The sequence below is a fragment of the Burkholderia sp. A2 genome, assembly GCF_001729305.1.
Lineage (GTDB): Bacteria > Pseudomonadota > Gammaproteobacteria > Burkholderiales > Burkholderiaceae > Burkholderia > Burkholderia sola.
The window spans coordinates 466,336-479,983 of record NZ_LZXX01000105.1; the positions used below are offsets into that span (position 1 = coordinate 466,336).

General features: G+C 68.1%; 13 protein-coding genes. 9 read left to right on the forward strand and 4 right to left on the reverse strand.

Features of this window, described 5'->3' with window-relative positions:
• Positions 1–32: 32 nt before the first annotated feature.
• On the reverse strand, positions 33–1,514 hold the full coding sequence (locus tag A9Z05_RS22550) for a bifunctional aminoglycoside phosphotransferase/ATP-binding protein (protein WP_256122070.1): 1,482 nt from the start codon (positions 1,512–1,514) through the stop codon (positions 33–35).
• A gap of 198 nt (positions 1,515–1,712) precedes the next feature.
• Here A9Z05_RS22550 and A9Z05_RS22555 point away from each other — a divergent pair, with 198 nt between their 5' ends.
• Positions 1,713–2,507, forward strand: coding sequence for a polysaccharide deacetylase family protein (locus A9Z05_RS22555; protein WP_069620020.1), 795 nt, complete (start codon positions 1,713–1,715; stop codon positions 2,505–2,507).
• Complete coding sequence (locus A9Z05_RS22560; RefSeq protein ID WP_069620021.1) at positions 2,500–3,756, forward strand: putative glycoside hydrolase; 1,257 nt, start codon at positions 2,500–2,502, stop codon at positions 3,754–3,756. The genes A9Z05_RS22555 and A9Z05_RS22560 overlap by 8 nt, the downstream gene beginning before the upstream one ends.
• Before the next feature lie 64 nt (positions 3,757–3,820).
• Here the strand turns inward: A9Z05_RS22560 and A9Z05_RS22565 are convergent, their stop codons facing one another.
• A complete protein-coding gene (locus A9Z05_RS22565; RefSeq protein ID WP_069620022.1) occupies positions 3,821–4,309 on the reverse strand; it encodes a lecithin retinol acyltransferase family protein in 489 nt (162 codons plus the stop codon).
• Positions 4,310–4,726: 417 nt separating this feature from the next.
• On the opposite strand from A9Z05_RS22565, the gene A9Z05_RS22570 reads away from it, so the two are divergent.
• From A9Z05_RS22570 to A9Z05_RS22590, 6 genes are all read left to right on the forward strand, one after another.
• Positions 4,727–5,203, forward strand: coding sequence for a hypothetical protein (locus A9Z05_RS22570; protein ID WP_069620023.1), 477 nt, complete (start codon positions 4,727–4,729; stop codon positions 5,201–5,203).
• A 273-nt stretch (positions 5,204–5,476) separates the two neighbouring features.
• Positions 5,477–5,869: a DUF1924 domain-containing protein gene (locus A9Z05_RS35120; RefSeq protein ID WP_249190458.1), complete on the forward strand. Its 393-nt coding sequence runs from the start codon at positions 5,477–5,479 to the stop codon at positions 5,867–5,869.
• Positions 5,870–5,881: 12 nt separating this feature from the next.
• The gene (locus A9Z05_RS22575) at positions 5,882–6,403 is read left to right on the forward strand and encodes a diheme cytochrome c (RefSeq protein ID WP_069620024.1); all 522 of its coding nucleotides are present in this window, start codon (positions 5,882–5,884) and stop codon (positions 6,401–6,403) included.
• Positions 6,369–7,106 (forward strand): cytochrome b/b6 domain-containing protein, encoded by a 738-nt coding sequence (locus A9Z05_RS22580; RefSeq protein WP_069620025.1) that lies wholly within the window; start codon positions 6,369–6,371, stop codon positions 7,104–7,106. The genes A9Z05_RS22575 and A9Z05_RS22580 overlap by 35 nt, the downstream gene beginning before the upstream one ends.
• A gap of 24 nt (positions 7,107–7,130) precedes the next feature.
• Complete coding sequence (locus A9Z05_RS22585) at positions 7,131–7,796, forward strand: response regulator (RefSeq protein WP_069620026.1); 666 nt, start codon at positions 7,131–7,133, stop codon at positions 7,794–7,796.
• Positions 7,793–9,178 carry an ATP-binding protein gene (locus tag A9Z05_RS22590; protein ID WP_069620027.1) on the forward strand — a complete coding sequence of 462 codons (1,386 nt, stop codon included), beginning with the start codon at positions 7,793–7,795 and terminating at the stop codon, positions 9,176–9,178. The genes A9Z05_RS22585 and A9Z05_RS22590 overlap by 4 nt, the downstream gene beginning before the upstream one ends.
• A gap of 91 nt (positions 9,179–9,269) precedes the next feature.
• Here A9Z05_RS22590 and A9Z05_RS22595 read toward each other — a convergent pair whose 3' ends face one another.
• On the reverse strand, positions 9,270–9,887 hold the full coding sequence (locus A9Z05_RS22595) for a VTT domain-containing protein (RefSeq protein ID WP_069620028.1): 618 nt from the start codon (positions 9,885–9,887) through the stop codon (positions 9,270–9,272).
• Between the two features lie 261 nt (positions 9,888–10,148).
• On the opposite strand from A9Z05_RS22595, the gene A9Z05_RS22600 reads away from it, so the two are divergent.
• The gene (locus A9Z05_RS22600; RefSeq protein WP_069620126.1) at positions 10,149–12,440 is read left to right on the forward strand and encodes a heavy metal translocating P-type ATPase; all 2,292 of its coding nucleotides are present in this window, start codon (positions 10,149–10,151) and stop codon (positions 12,438–12,440) included.
• A gap of 108 nt (positions 12,441–12,548) precedes the next feature.
• Here A9Z05_RS22600 and A9Z05_RS22605 read toward each other — a convergent pair whose 3' ends face one another.
• The gene (locus A9Z05_RS22605; RefSeq protein WP_069620029.1) at positions 12,549–13,637 is read right to left on the reverse strand and encodes an aldose epimerase family protein; all 1,089 of its coding nucleotides are present in this window, start codon (positions 13,635–13,637) and stop codon (positions 12,549–12,551) included.
• Positions 13,638–13,648: the final 11 nt, after the last annotated feature.

The following is a 13,648-nucleotide window of genomic DNA, read 5'->3' on the forward strand; positions in this document are numbered from 1 at the left end:
GGGGCGTTCCACGAGCGCCATATGTCGTGCGGCTAGGTGCGTAGCGCCGCGAACAACGGCGCCCAGAATGCGCGGTCGCCGTATGCCGTGGCGTCGCAATCGGTATCGAAGCGGATCGCGATCGCGGCCTCGGCCGGGGCCAGTGTCTCGGCATGGTCGATCTGCCGCGCCAGTACGGCCGTGTCGGCGTCGGACGCATCGCACCCGCGCTCGGCCCGCGCCGCGACACGCGCGGCGAGCGTTGCCCGGCTCGCGACGAAATCGAGAATCGCGACGCGCACGCCGCGCTGCGCGGCGAGCGACATGAAGGCTGCTCGGTGGCGCCGGCGCAGGAACGTTGCGTCGACGATCGCCGTGTAGCCGCTGGCGAGGACCACGCCGGCCTGCTCACGCAGTCTTTCGTGGATCGCGTCGATCGCCGAATTCGAGTAAGCGGCAGCGGACAGCCGGGTGTGCTCGGGCGCGCGGGCGTCGCGCTTGCGCTCGACGTCGCTGGACAGCCGGATCGCGCCGATCTGTTCCGCAAGCGCGCGGCTGGCCAGCGATTTGCCCGAACCGGACACGCCATGGCACAGCAGCAATGCCGGTCGGACATCGCACCGTGCCTGCGCCATGTCCGACGCCACCCGCAGATACTGACGGCGGGCCGCCTCGTCGCCGCGTAGCCGCGCAGTCATCGCCTGCACCAGCGCGCGATAGACGAAGTAGCACGGCAGCACGCCCAGCGCCGCATGATCGCCCGTGCGGGCGAGCCATTCGGACAGGAGGTGGTGGGCGCAGTCGGCTCGCCCGTGGGCGGAATAATCCGTCAGCGCAAACGCGAGATCGCTCGCCACGTCGATCCAGCGCACCGTGACGTCGAGCGTGTCGCACAACGGCCGGCATTGCGCCACGACGCTGGCCGTGCTGCCCCGAAGGCCGCGCGGCGCATGCAGATGATGGCGGGCCAATGTATCCGCGAGTGCGTCCGCGTCCGCCAGTCCCGCGCCGTGTGATGCGCTGCGGGCCGACAACATGGCCTGCGCGTCGAACCGGCGCATCCGCACCACGTACTCGCCGGGCCCTGCCGTCTGCCGATGGCGACGCGCGCCGGTTTGCACGGGCGGGCCGAAGACGCTGCGCCGGCCGCGCGCCACGATCGGCCAGACGCCCAGGTAAAGCGAGCCGGCGAACGGCCGGTTGAGCGTGCACTCCGCCAGCGCGCAGCGGTGACGCTGCGCAGGGCGGACGAGATCGACGAACGCGAATCGAACGGGCTTGATGCGCTTGTACGCGTAGCGCCCCGCCAGATAGACGACGGACAGGTGGGTTTCGATCCGTACGATCCGGCCGGCGGGATGGGGGTAGGTGGCAGGCCGACGCAACGCGCGATCGAATTGCATGGCCTTTCGTCGTGCGGCTCCGCGGCTCGACGTGAACGGCAGACGTGGCGCTCTGGACATGGCGAACGAATCGATGGGCAGGGCAACTGCATGTCGCAGCGCCTGCGGGTTGTAGTCGAACGGAAACGGCACGTTCCCGTCGGCTCGATATCGCGGGACCTGGCCGGCAGGCTGGGTACACGCGTGCGACGCCCTCATTGCAGCCGACTGTCGCTCGTTGCGGCTTGATGCGCGTCAAGCGCGCTGACGGCGCGATCGATCGTTGATCTGGCTCAGTGGATGGCGCGGCACGATCGCAAAAAATGGGGCACCTGTTCCACGACATCCACCATGGCCTTTCGACTGATCGTCTGCCTGCTGCTGCTGTCGTGCGTGCGGCCGGTTGCGTCCGCCGACGTCGCGACGATCGCTTCTCCACCGCAGCGCGTGCTGATCCTGGCCTACCACCGGTTCGCCTCCGCGCGCGTGGATTCGATGACGGTGCGCGTCGACACGTTCCGCGACCAGCTGCACGCGATCGAGGCGAACGGCTACCGCATCGTGCCGCTCGCCGACGTCGTACGCTGGCATGACGGCCAGCGCGATGCCGTGCCGGCGCACGCGGTCGCGATCACGGTCGACGACGGTCACCGCTCCGTCTACGAGGTGCTGCGCCCGTTGCTGGCGGCGCATCCGGTGCCGGTCACGCTATTCATCTATCCGTCGGCCATCTCCAATGCCCGCTACGCGATGACGTGGGACCAACTTCGCACGCTCGGGCGCGCCGGCGGATTCGACATCGAGTCGCATACGGTCTGGCATCCGAATTTCCGGACCGAGCGCGCCCGGCTCGCACCGGACGACTACCGGCGTTTCGTGTCGTTCCAGCTGAGCCGGTCGCGTGCACGGCTCGAGGCCGAAACCGGCCAACCGGTCCGGCTGCTGGCCTGGCCGTTCGGCATCCACGATGCGCAGACCGACGAGCTCGCCGCTCGCGAAGGCTATGTCGCGGCGTTCACGCTCGACGCACACCCCGTTCGCATCACCGACCCGGCCATGGCGCTGCCGCGCTATCTGATGACGGACGCGTGCGACACACGATGCATGGACGGATTGCTGAGAGCCGCCGGAGGAAACCGTGATTGAGCGCCTGTTCGTCTGTCTGCTCGTGTCGCTCGCCGGTTTCGCCGTCCGGGCGGCGCCGGTCGCGATCACCGTCGTCGATGCCGCGAATGGGCGCCCGCTGGCCGGCGCGATCGGCCACGCCGCGGGCGTGAACCGCACCGCGGATCGCGATGGCGCGTTTTCACTGGAGCTCGATGCGAGCGGGACACGCGTCAGCGTGCGCGCGGCGGGCTACGCGCGAACGGAAGTCACGCTGACGCCGGCCGCGGTCGCGCACACGATCCGCATGACGCCGATGCGCCCGAAGGCGGTCTACCTGTCCGCTTACGGTGTGGCGGATCGCACGCTGCGCGATGCGGCGCTGGCCCTCCAGGACAAGACGGCGATCAATGCGCTCGTCATCGACGTGAAGGGCGACAGCGGCGTGACGCCTTATCGCAGCCAGGCGCGTGAGATTTCCGGCGCCGCGAACAATGTAGCCGGCGCGATCGTTCATCCGCCCGATCTGCCGGACCTGCTGCGGACCTTCCACGCACGCGGCCTTTACCTGATCGCGCGCATCGTCGTGTTCAAGGACGATCCGCTCTCGCGCGCTCATCCCGAGTGGGCCGTGCGCGACGCAGCCGGCGAGGTCTGGCAGGACCGCGAGCATCAGCGCTGGATCGACCCGACGTCGCGCGCGGCCTGGCAACACAATTACGATGTCGCCGAAGAGGCGGCCCGCATGGGTTTCGACGAAATCCAGTTCGACTACCTGCGGTTTCCCGACGCCAACGGCCTGCGGTTCGCCGAGCCGAATACCGAAGCCAACCGGGTCGCGGCGATCAGCGGATTCCTCACCGGCGCGCGCGCGCGGCTGCAGCCGTACAACCTCTACCTGTCGGCCGATATCTTCGGGTATGTCTGCTGGAACGCCGACGATACGGCAATCGGACAGCGGCTCGATGCGCTCGTGCCGGTGGTGGACTACGTGTCGCCGATGCTGTATCCGTCCGGCTTCACATGGGGCCTGCCAGGTTGCCGGAAACCGACCGAGCATCCGGGCGAGATCGTTGCGCGGTCGCTGGAAGAGGCGAAGCGCCGCACCGGGCTGGACGGTGTCCGGTTCAGGCCGTGGCTTCAGGCGTTTCGCGACTATGCATTCGATCGCCGGCTGTTCGATGCCGACGAGATTCGCGCGCAGGTCGACGCGGCCGATGCGGCAGGCACGGATGGCTGGATGCTGTGGAACCCGCGCAATCGCTACGATCCTGTCGCGGTCCCGCGCTGACCGGCAGGTCCGGATGAAGGTCGCGATCGACGAAGCGACGGCATGGCAGCCGATGCCAGGCCGACTACCGAACCGGGCGTTCGCGCCCGGCCGCCGCAGGATGCCACCGTGCGACCAGCACGCACGCGATCAGCGTGACCGCGACCGCCATGCCGTGCACGGGATTGCGCAGGCACGACGCGACCTGCTCGCTGCGCCCGACGCCGAACAGACACCACAGGCAGAAGTGTTCGCAGTTGTTCGTGAGCAGCCGGTAGCGGCATTCGCCCAGGCGCGATGCCGCGCGGCGTGCTGCTTCCATCCCGTCGTACGGCGTGCGCGCGTGGCGGATGACGGCGAATTCGAAACCGGCACGAAAGCCGTCGAGGGTCACGATCTCGACCGGGCCGCCGCTCAGATGGCGCGACCATCCGGCGTAGTGAATCACGTTGCCGTCGCCGACGTAGATCCCGTGATGCAGATAGCCGTGGCGACGGGTCACGAGGTGGGCACCGACAGACGGCTCGCCAGTCGGCATGGCATCGTCGGCGCGCGCTGCGGTCGATTGAATCATCGCCAACTCCTCGATCCGGCGGCGGGGCGGAAGAACCGGGCCCCGGCCGCGAAACACGTTGTGCCCTGTCACGTCTCCAGTATTGGCGGCGCCGCCGCGCGGGACAATCAGCGTGGCCTGAGCTTGCTGTCCGGCGTCGGGCCGCCGTGTCGGAAATTTCCGACGGGCCGTGCAATATCGGCTGACAGCCGTCACGGCTGATTGCGACGTCCGGATCCGGAACCCCTGGGTGTCCAGGCTTGCCGCGCCGCTCGGGAGGACGGGGCGCGATGGCTTTATCGCGATGCCTGCTCCGGCTGGGTGCGCTTCGACTGCCGCGCACTTGACATGCGTCAACGGGAGATTGTGGTTTCGCGCGACGCTGGCATCGTCCTCGATACGCATGCGCGATGTGCGTGGTCAATCAGGAGAGTGAAGATGGGCACCACAACCGTGAAGATGCTGCTGCTGGCAGCCTGCCTGCTGAATGTCGGCGCGAACGCGCTGGCCGACACGTCGACCGAACCGGTCGTGCGCAACGGTGTCGCTTATATCACCGGCGGAATCGGCCAGGACGAGGTCACCGCGTTTCGCGGCGTTGCGCGTCGATATAACCTGCGGCTCACGTTCGCATCGAAGTCCGGCCAGTATCTTTCCGATGTCGATGTCTCGCTGTCGTCGGGCAAGTCGACGATCCTCGACGTTCACACGAGCGGGCCGTTCCTGTTCGCGCGCGTGCCGCCGGGGAGATACACCGTGTCCGCGCACGATCGGGCCGTTCAGGAAGTTCGGCACGTCGTCGTCCCGGGGCGGGGGGGCGTCGATGTGCGCTTTTCGTGGCATGACCCTGACCGGCGCGGGACGATGCGTCTGTGTACGGGGTGTGCCGGCCCGCGGCCGCAACCGGATCGCTAGCCACGCTGTGATCGGCACGGACGAGTACGGAGGCGAATGCGAGGCTCGCCCGTCAGAACCGGGGCCGTAGTCGAGATGGACAAGCTCCGGATATGCAAGGCCGTCGCTCGCGCAAACGGCCGAGCACGGCGCAACGACCGATGTGGCTGGCGGCATCCCGCACGCGTGGCACGGCGCTCGGTTATCCGTGCGTTAAGAATGCGGTAAGGAATTCTCCCGAAGATGAACGCATCGCTCAGGAGAACCACGATGTGCCTATCCGACTCGGTTCGCATGCTTTGCCGGGCATGGCTGGCGGCTGCCATATGCGCGGCTGCCATCGCCGACGCAAGTGCCGAAACACCGGCCCAATTGCTGGCCGGCTATACGGTGCAGTCAGGCGTCGGCGCCGTGCCGTCGCGCGGTCAGCAATTCTTCACGTCCCGACACGGGCGCGACTGGAGTTGCGCGACCTGTCATGGAAGTACGCCGACCGGTGCAGGCAGGCACGTCGTTACCGGTAAGGCCATCGAACCGCTCGCGCCCGCTTTCAACCCGGCTCGATTCTCGGACGGCGCCAGGACCGAAAAGTGGTTTCGCAGAAACTGCAAGGACGTCGTCGGGCGTGAATGTTCGGCAATCGAAAAGGCCGACGTCCTGAGCTGGCTCATGAGCCTGAAACCCTGACGGCGAACGATCATGAACAACATCGACTGGACGACGTCGCCGCGCGGGATCGCTGCGCGGCGACATGCACGGGCAAGCGTGCTCACGCTGCTGCTGATGTCGCTGCTGCCTCGCGCGGCACTGGCGGAAGACGAAATGAGAAGCGCCACGATTCCGTTGCTGCCCAAGTACAAGCAGGAGTGCGCGACTTGCCACGTCGCCTATCCGCCCGGGGCGCTGCCCGCGGAATCCTGGCGCCGCATCCTGAACGGTCTCGACCGCCACTTCGGCACCGATGCCACGCTGGACCCGACAACGATCGCGCAACTGGAGACGTGGCTGACGGCACATGCGGCGACGGGCACCTCGGCGCGCCGTCCCCCGGGAGACAGGATTACCCGGTCGGCGTGGTTCGTCGCCACGCACGACGAGGTGCCTGCGTCCGTCTGGCGCAGCGCCGCGGTCAAGCGGCCGTCGAATTGCGCCGCATGTCATACGCAAGCAGACAAAGGAAACTTCGATGAACGATTCGTCCGCATTCCAGGCACACGGTGAACCGGCGTGCTCGCGTCCCGCACGGATACTCGTCTGGGACGCTCCGCTGCGCGTATTCCACTGGCTGATGGTCATCGCCTTTGCAGGCGCATGGCTGACCGCCGAGAGCGAGCGATGGCGGCTGATGCACGTCGCGTTCGGATACACGATGCTGGCGCTCGTCATGTTTCGTGTCGTGTGGGGTGTGGCCGGCACGCGCCATGCCCGGTTCTCGTCGTTCGTACGTTCGCCGGCGGCCGTTTTGCGCTACGTTCTAAGCCTTGTGAAAGGTCGGCCCGAACATCACGTCGGCCACAATCCGGCCGGCGCGGTCGCGATTGTCGCCATGCTGGCAATGACGGTCCTCGTCGGATTGACCGGTTGGGCAGCCTACAACGGAAACGGCGAATCGTTCGGCGATCTTCACGAGGGCGCGGCGAACGCGATGCTTGCGCTCGTCATGGTCCACGTCGCCGCCGTCCTCGTCAGCAGCGTCGTGCATCGTGAGAATCTGGCCGGCGCGATGGTGACCGGCTACAAGCGCGGCGCGCCGATCGATGGCATCCGGCGCGCGCGGTGGGGGATCGCTGTCGTGATGACGGCAGCCGTGATCGGCTGGTGGTGGGCGCAATGGCAGGCGGCACCGCAGCCCGTTCAATCGGATCGGCCCGTCGCGACGGACACCGGCCGCCCCGCGCACGGGGCGGCCCGGGACGACGACTGACGGCCACGGGCGGAGGATTCGATCGTGCGCATCCTGCTCGTGGAAGACGACGTCCTGCTCGGCGACGGGATTCGCGCCGGATTGCGCCAGCAAGGGTTTCAGGTCGACTGGGTGCATGACGGCGACGCGGCCCAGCGCGAGCTGCGCGCGCATGTTCATGCCGCGGCGGTCCTCGATCTCGGATTGCCGCTCATGGACGGCATGGATGTCCTGCAGCGCATTCGCCGCGACGGGATAGCGTTGCCGATCCTGGTCCTGACCGCGCGCGATGCAGTGCCCGACCGCATCCGGGCACTCGACGTGGGCGCCGACGATTACGTGATCAAGCCCGTGGACCTGTACGAACTCGGTGCGCGCCTGCGGGCGCTGGTCCGGCGGTCTCATGGTCGCCCGACCGAGCGGCTCCACGCGCAGGACGTCGAGCTGGAACCCGCGTCTCGAACCGCGCGCCGCGCCGGCGTGGCTGCTGCGCTGTCCACGCGCGAGTTCGATCTGTTGCACATACTGATGCTGAATGCCGGCCGGGTGCTGTCACGCGAGCAGATCGAGCAGTACCTGTACAGCTGGGGGCAGGAGGTGGAGAGCAATGCCGTCGAGGTCCATATCCATCGCTTGCGCGCCAAGCTCGGCAGCGAGCTGATCCGGACGGTGCGCGGCGTGGGGTACGTGTTGATGCGGGACGATGCATGAAAGCCGTGCTCTCCGCGCGTTCGCTGCATGGCCGGCTGCTGACGCTCGTGCCGGCCGTGGTTCTCGCTGTCTGGCTATCGACGCTGATGCTGACCTGGCTCGATGCTCGGCGCGAGATCGACCGGCTGCTCGACGGCCACCTCGCGCAGGCGGCGGCACTGCTCGTCGCGCAACAGGTGCGCGGGCCGGATGACGACGACCATGCGATCGACGCGCCGATCCTTCACCCGTACGGGCCGCGCGTGGCCTTTCAGGTGTTTCATGAAGGCCGGCTTGGCCTGCATTCCGAAAACGCGCCGTCGACGCCGATGGTGGCGCCCGAGCTCACCGGGCCCGCTCGGTCTTCCGGATTCTGGACCGTCGTGATCGACGGGAATACGTGGCGGGTATTCGTCGTGCACGGCGTGCACGGCGATGTTCAGGTGTTCGTGGGCGAACGAGTCGACTCACGCAAGGCGATCCTGGGTGCCGTCATGCGCAGCGCATTCTGGCCGATGGCGGCTGCGTTGCCGTTGCTGGTGCTGGCCATCGGCTGGGCGGTTCGCCGCGGCACGGCGCCGCTGCGCGATTTCGGCCGAACGCTGGCGAAGCGGAACCCGCAGGCACTCGACACGATTCGGCCGGACCGGACGCCGCTCGAGATGCGGCCGATGCTGGATGCGCTGAATGCCCTGTTCGAGCGGATTCGTGCCGTGATGGATGCGGAGCGCCGATTCACATCCGACGCGGCTCACGAGTTGCGCACGCCGCTCGCGGCCGTCAAGGCGCAGGCGCAGGTCGCGATGGCGGAGCCCGATGACGTGCGACGACGGCATGCACTGCGGAGCGTGCTCGAAGGGTGCGATCGGGCCGCGCGCCTGGTGGATCAACTCCTGTTGCTGTCGCGTCTCGATGCGGGCGCGTTGGCGGACCGCGCACCGGTCGACGTATCGACCTTGGCGAAACGGGTGGTCGCGGAGGCTGCGCCGCGGTCGATCGGGAAACGGCAGAGGCTCGAACTCGATGCGCCGTCGCCGTGCATCGTCGGCGGCAACGCGCCATTGCTCGAGTCGATGGTGCGCAACCTGGTCGACAACGCGATTCGCTACAGCCCGCCGCTGGCGTGCATCGCCGTTTCGGTCGGCCAACGAGAACAGCGCACCGTGCTGCGGGTCGAAGACAGCGGCCCAGGCATCGGCGACGCCGATCTGCGAAGGCTGGGCGAACGGTTCTTTCGGCCGGCGGGAACCCGGCCGGGCGGAAGCGGCCTCGGCTGGTCGATCGTGCGGCGAATCGCAGCGGCACATGACGCTGACATCCAGGTGGATCGATCGTCCGCACTCGGCGGACTGCGCGTGATCGTGTCGTGGCCGGTTGCCGATGAAACGGCGGCGCCCGGCTAGTCGGTTATCGACGCCGACGAACAGACTGTGCGACGAGCTGCAACGGTCGGTCGGCCGGCGCAGGCGATCGCCAGGGCGCGCATGCGGGGTGTCACTCCGCGCGATGCGGAGGATGGCCGCGCCGGAACGTCAACCGGCGTTCGTTGAGCAGCGCGCGCCAATCGAGCTTCATCAACGCGAACACGACGCCGAGCAACGCCAGTTGCGTGACGACGAAGTATCCGCCGAGGTAACTGCCTTCGAGTCCGGATTCCACGTCCAGACTGGTCGACGCAAAGCGGCCGAGGTGTGCCCAGATCGCATAGGTCGTCGCGCGCCCGACGAAGAACGCCGCGGCGATGATCCTGAGCGGCAATCCGGAAAGGCCGTATGCGATGAACAGGTAGTTCGACGGAAGCGGGCTCAGCGCATAGAAGAAAAACGCACCGACGGTGAGCGTCCGATGCTTGCGCAGCCACTGCGTGGCGACGTCGATGTTCTCGCGATCCGCGTCGCGCATCCAGCGGGAGCGCACGAGCGACCTGGCGAAGGTCGCCAGGATGACGCGTCCGAGGGTCGCCGCGGCGGCCGCCACGACGGCAAAAACCAGCGGATTGCCGTCGGGCAGGTTGAACCCGACCCACGACATCGCCATCCACGTCGGCGGGGCGAACGCCGGCATGAGATTCAGTAGAAGAATCAGCACGAAGAGTACAGCCAGCGTCAGCACGATATCGATCCCAGGCGCTCCGGCGTCACGCTTCGATTGTGCTGACGAAAGGCGCCGGCCGCTTGACTCACGTCAAGCAACGCGCCATGCCGGCCGTTCGCGTGACGCGCTTCGCCGTGACGCAGGTCAACGGTCGAACCGCGGTGTTTCCTAGACTGATGCCACGCCGTCCGCAACCGGCCGTCCGCAACCGGCCGTCCGCAACCGCAACCGGAACCGAAGGCGGCGAACCCGCCATGCACGGCAATTGGAAAAATGGTCATGTCTCGTATCCGCTGGTCGATCGATCTCGCGTTGCTGGTTCTGGCGGCCGTTACGCTCGCGGCAGGCGGCATGTGCGTGGCCTTCGGTATGCCTTCGCTCGCGAGGGTCGTATGGCTGCTGGGAACGGTGCCGGTCTTGCTCGCGTTGACGGTCTCGCTTGCAAGGGCCGTGGTGAAACGGCAGGCCGGCATCGACGTGCTCGCATGGCTGGCAATCGGCCTGGCCATCGCGCTCGACGAGACGCTGACGGCTGCGGTCGTCGCATTGATGCTGGCGAGCGGCCGGACGCTGGAGCGGTATGCGCAAGACCGCGCGCAACGCGAGATGACCGCGCTGCTCGGTCGCGCCCCCCGGCAGGCGACCCGGTTCGAGAACGGCGAATGGCGTTCCGTTGCGCCGGACACCATCATTCCGGGTGACAGGCTGCTCGTGCGTAGCGGCGAATGCGCGCCGGTCGACGGCACGTTGACCGGCGACGCGGAGCTCGACGAATCGATGCTGACCGGCGAGTCGTCCACCCAGCGGCGACGTTCGGGGGAAAACGCCTGCAGCGGCGCGGTCAACGCAGGCGCACCGTTCGAAATGGTCGCCCGCACCACGGCGGGCGACAGCACGTTCGCAGGCATCGTCCGCATGGTCGAGCGCGCTCAACACGAGCGCGGTCCGTCCGTGCGTCTCGCGGATCGTTACGCCGCATTCTTCGTGCTCGCCGCGCTGCTCGTCGCCGGCATCGCGTGGCTGCTGACCGGCGACGTCGCTCGCGCGCTCGCCGTGCTCGTCGTCGCCACGCCTTGCCCGTTGATTCTCGCCGTGCCGGTCGCGATCGTGTCCGGCCTGTCGCGCTGTTCGAAACGCGGCATCCTCGTCAAAGGCGGGGGCGCGCTCGAACGTCTTGCGCAGGCAACGATCCTGTTCTTCGACAAGACCGGCACGCTGACGGGCGGGCGCGCACGCATCGTGGCGATCGAATGCGGCGCCGGTATCGGAACGGACGACGTGCTGCATTTCGCGGCATCGTTGGCCCAGGCGTCGGGCCACGTCATTTCCGACGCGCTGACGGTCGCGGCGCGAGAACGCGAAATCCACCTGTCGCCGCCGTCGGCTGTCATGGAAACGGCCGGCGAGGGCGTGACCGGCCGGGTCGACAACCGGACCGTCAGGATCGGCAAGTTCGGGTACGTCGGCGCCGGCTCGGCGGATGCCCCGTGGAGCGAAGCATTCCTGAAGCGGGTCGGCAACGAGGGCGGGGCCGCCGTGTTCGTCGGCGTCGATGGCGTCATGGTCGGCGCGATCCAGATGGCCGACCAGGTGCGGCTGGAAACGCCGCGGGCGTTACGGCTGCTCAAACGCGAAGGCGTCGAGCGCCTCGTCATGCTGACCGGCGACCGGCGCGACATTGCCCGGGCCGTCGGCGAACTGCTCGGGGTCACCGACGTGCGCGCCGAACAGACGCCGGCGGACAAGCTCGCCGCGATCCAGGCCGCACGCAAGGAGGGCGTGACGATCATGGTCGGCGACGGCGTGAACGACGCGCCGGCGCTGGCGGCGGCCGATGTCGGCATCGCGATGGGCGCGCGGGGCGCGGCCGCGTCGTCCGAAGCTGCCGACGTGGTGTTGCTGGTGGATCGGCTGGATCGACTCGTGGATGCGATGCGCATCGCCCGTCGATCGCGCCGGATCGCGCTCGAGAGCGTGGTGATCGGCATGTCGTTGTCGACCGTCGCGATGGCGATTGCGGCGGCGGGATTCCTGCCGCCGATTGCCGGTGCGGTCATTCAGGAAGTCGTCGACGTCGTCGTGATCGTCAATGCGCTGCGCGTGTTGCTTGTGCGCCCGCGGCCGCCGGAAACCCGGCTGGCCGATGTCGACGTCGAGCAACTCAAGCGCGAGCACGCGGCATTGTCGCCGTTGCTGGACCGGATCAGGGCGCTCGCGGGCCGCTTGCCGCAACTATCCGGAGCCGGCATCGCCAGCGAGCTTGCCGATGTCGTCGACGCGCTGGATCAACGGCTGCTGCCGCACGAGCGCGCCGACGACCTGGAGGTCTACGCGCGTCTTGCGCCGTTGCTCGGCGGCGAGGATCCGCTCGCGGCAATGAGTGGCGCACACCGGGAGATCTTCACGTTGGTCCGGTCGCTCAGGCAGATGGTCGCGGACCTGCCGCGCGACGGAGCCGACGCCATGCAGGTTCAGGCGATACAACGCGTGCTGTACGGGCTGGAGGCGATCGTACGTCTGCATTGCGCGCAGGAGGAGGAACTGTTCCACGCCGTCGGCGCGGATGCGTGACGACGGCGTCGAAACGCGTCGCGCACGCGCTGCGCGACGAAAGCCGGATCATGCAGCAGCGGTCGATGTCGGCGCGGCCCCCTGTGCCGACGATGCCGCTTGCCCGCACTATGCGTGAACCGCGACCCGATACCGCGTGGTCTGCCGATACACGTCGCCCGGACGAACGATCACGTCGTCGCGCAGGCCGTCCATGTTGACCTGATCCGGAAAACCGCCCGCCTCGACGCACAGCGCCGCGTGTTGCACGCAACGCGTGCCGCCGCTCACGCGCAGGCCGTCGAGATAGTTGCCCGTATAGAGCTGCAGCCCGCGCTGATCGGTCGACACGATGAGTTCGCGGCCGCTTTCCGGATCGTAGATCCGTGCGACGGGCCGGACCTCGCGCGCGCCGTTGCCGACGACGTAGCAGTGATCGAAGCCGCGCGCCCGCGCCAGTTGCGCATGCGGCCAGTCGAGGCGCGCGCCGAGCGGCGCGCTTTGCCGGAAATCGAACGCGGTGCCCGTCACGTCGGCCGTGCCGGTCGGGATCAGCGCGTCGTCCACTTCGAGGAACGCGTCGGCGTCGATGTGCAGCAGATGGCCGCGCACGTCGCTGCCCGCGCGCCCGTTCAGGTTGAAGTAGCTGTGGTTCGTCAGGTTCAGCGGCGTCGGCGCGTCGGTCCACCCCGAATAGTCGATCGTCAGCGTGCCGTCGTCGTCGAGCGTGTAGCGCACCTGCACGCTCACGTTGCCGGGGAATCCCGCATCGCCTTCCGGCGAATCGAGCCGCAGCGTCAGCCCGCCGCTATCGTCGAGCACGTCCCAGCGCGCGAGATGAAAGCCGTTCGCGCCGCCATGCAGCAGGTTGCCGTTCTCGTTGCGGTCGAGCAGATAGTCGACGCCGTCGAGCGTGAAGCGCGCGCCGGCGATCCGGTTCGCCCAGCGGCCGACCGTCGCGCCGAGATAGGCGCCGGAGTCGAGATACTCGGCCGGCGTGTCGTGCGCGAGCACGATATCGGCCAAGCGCCCCGTGCGGTCGGGCGCGAGCCACGACACGACGGTCGCGCCGAGGTCGCTGACGACGACCCGCATCCCGTGCGCGTTGCGCAGCGTATAGCGCCGCACGGGCTCGCCGTCGGGCAAGGCGCCCCACGGCTCGGCAAGCACGCGCGTCACGCCGGGTGTCAGAGGGGAGGAATCGGTATCGATGTGCATGAGTGGATGTC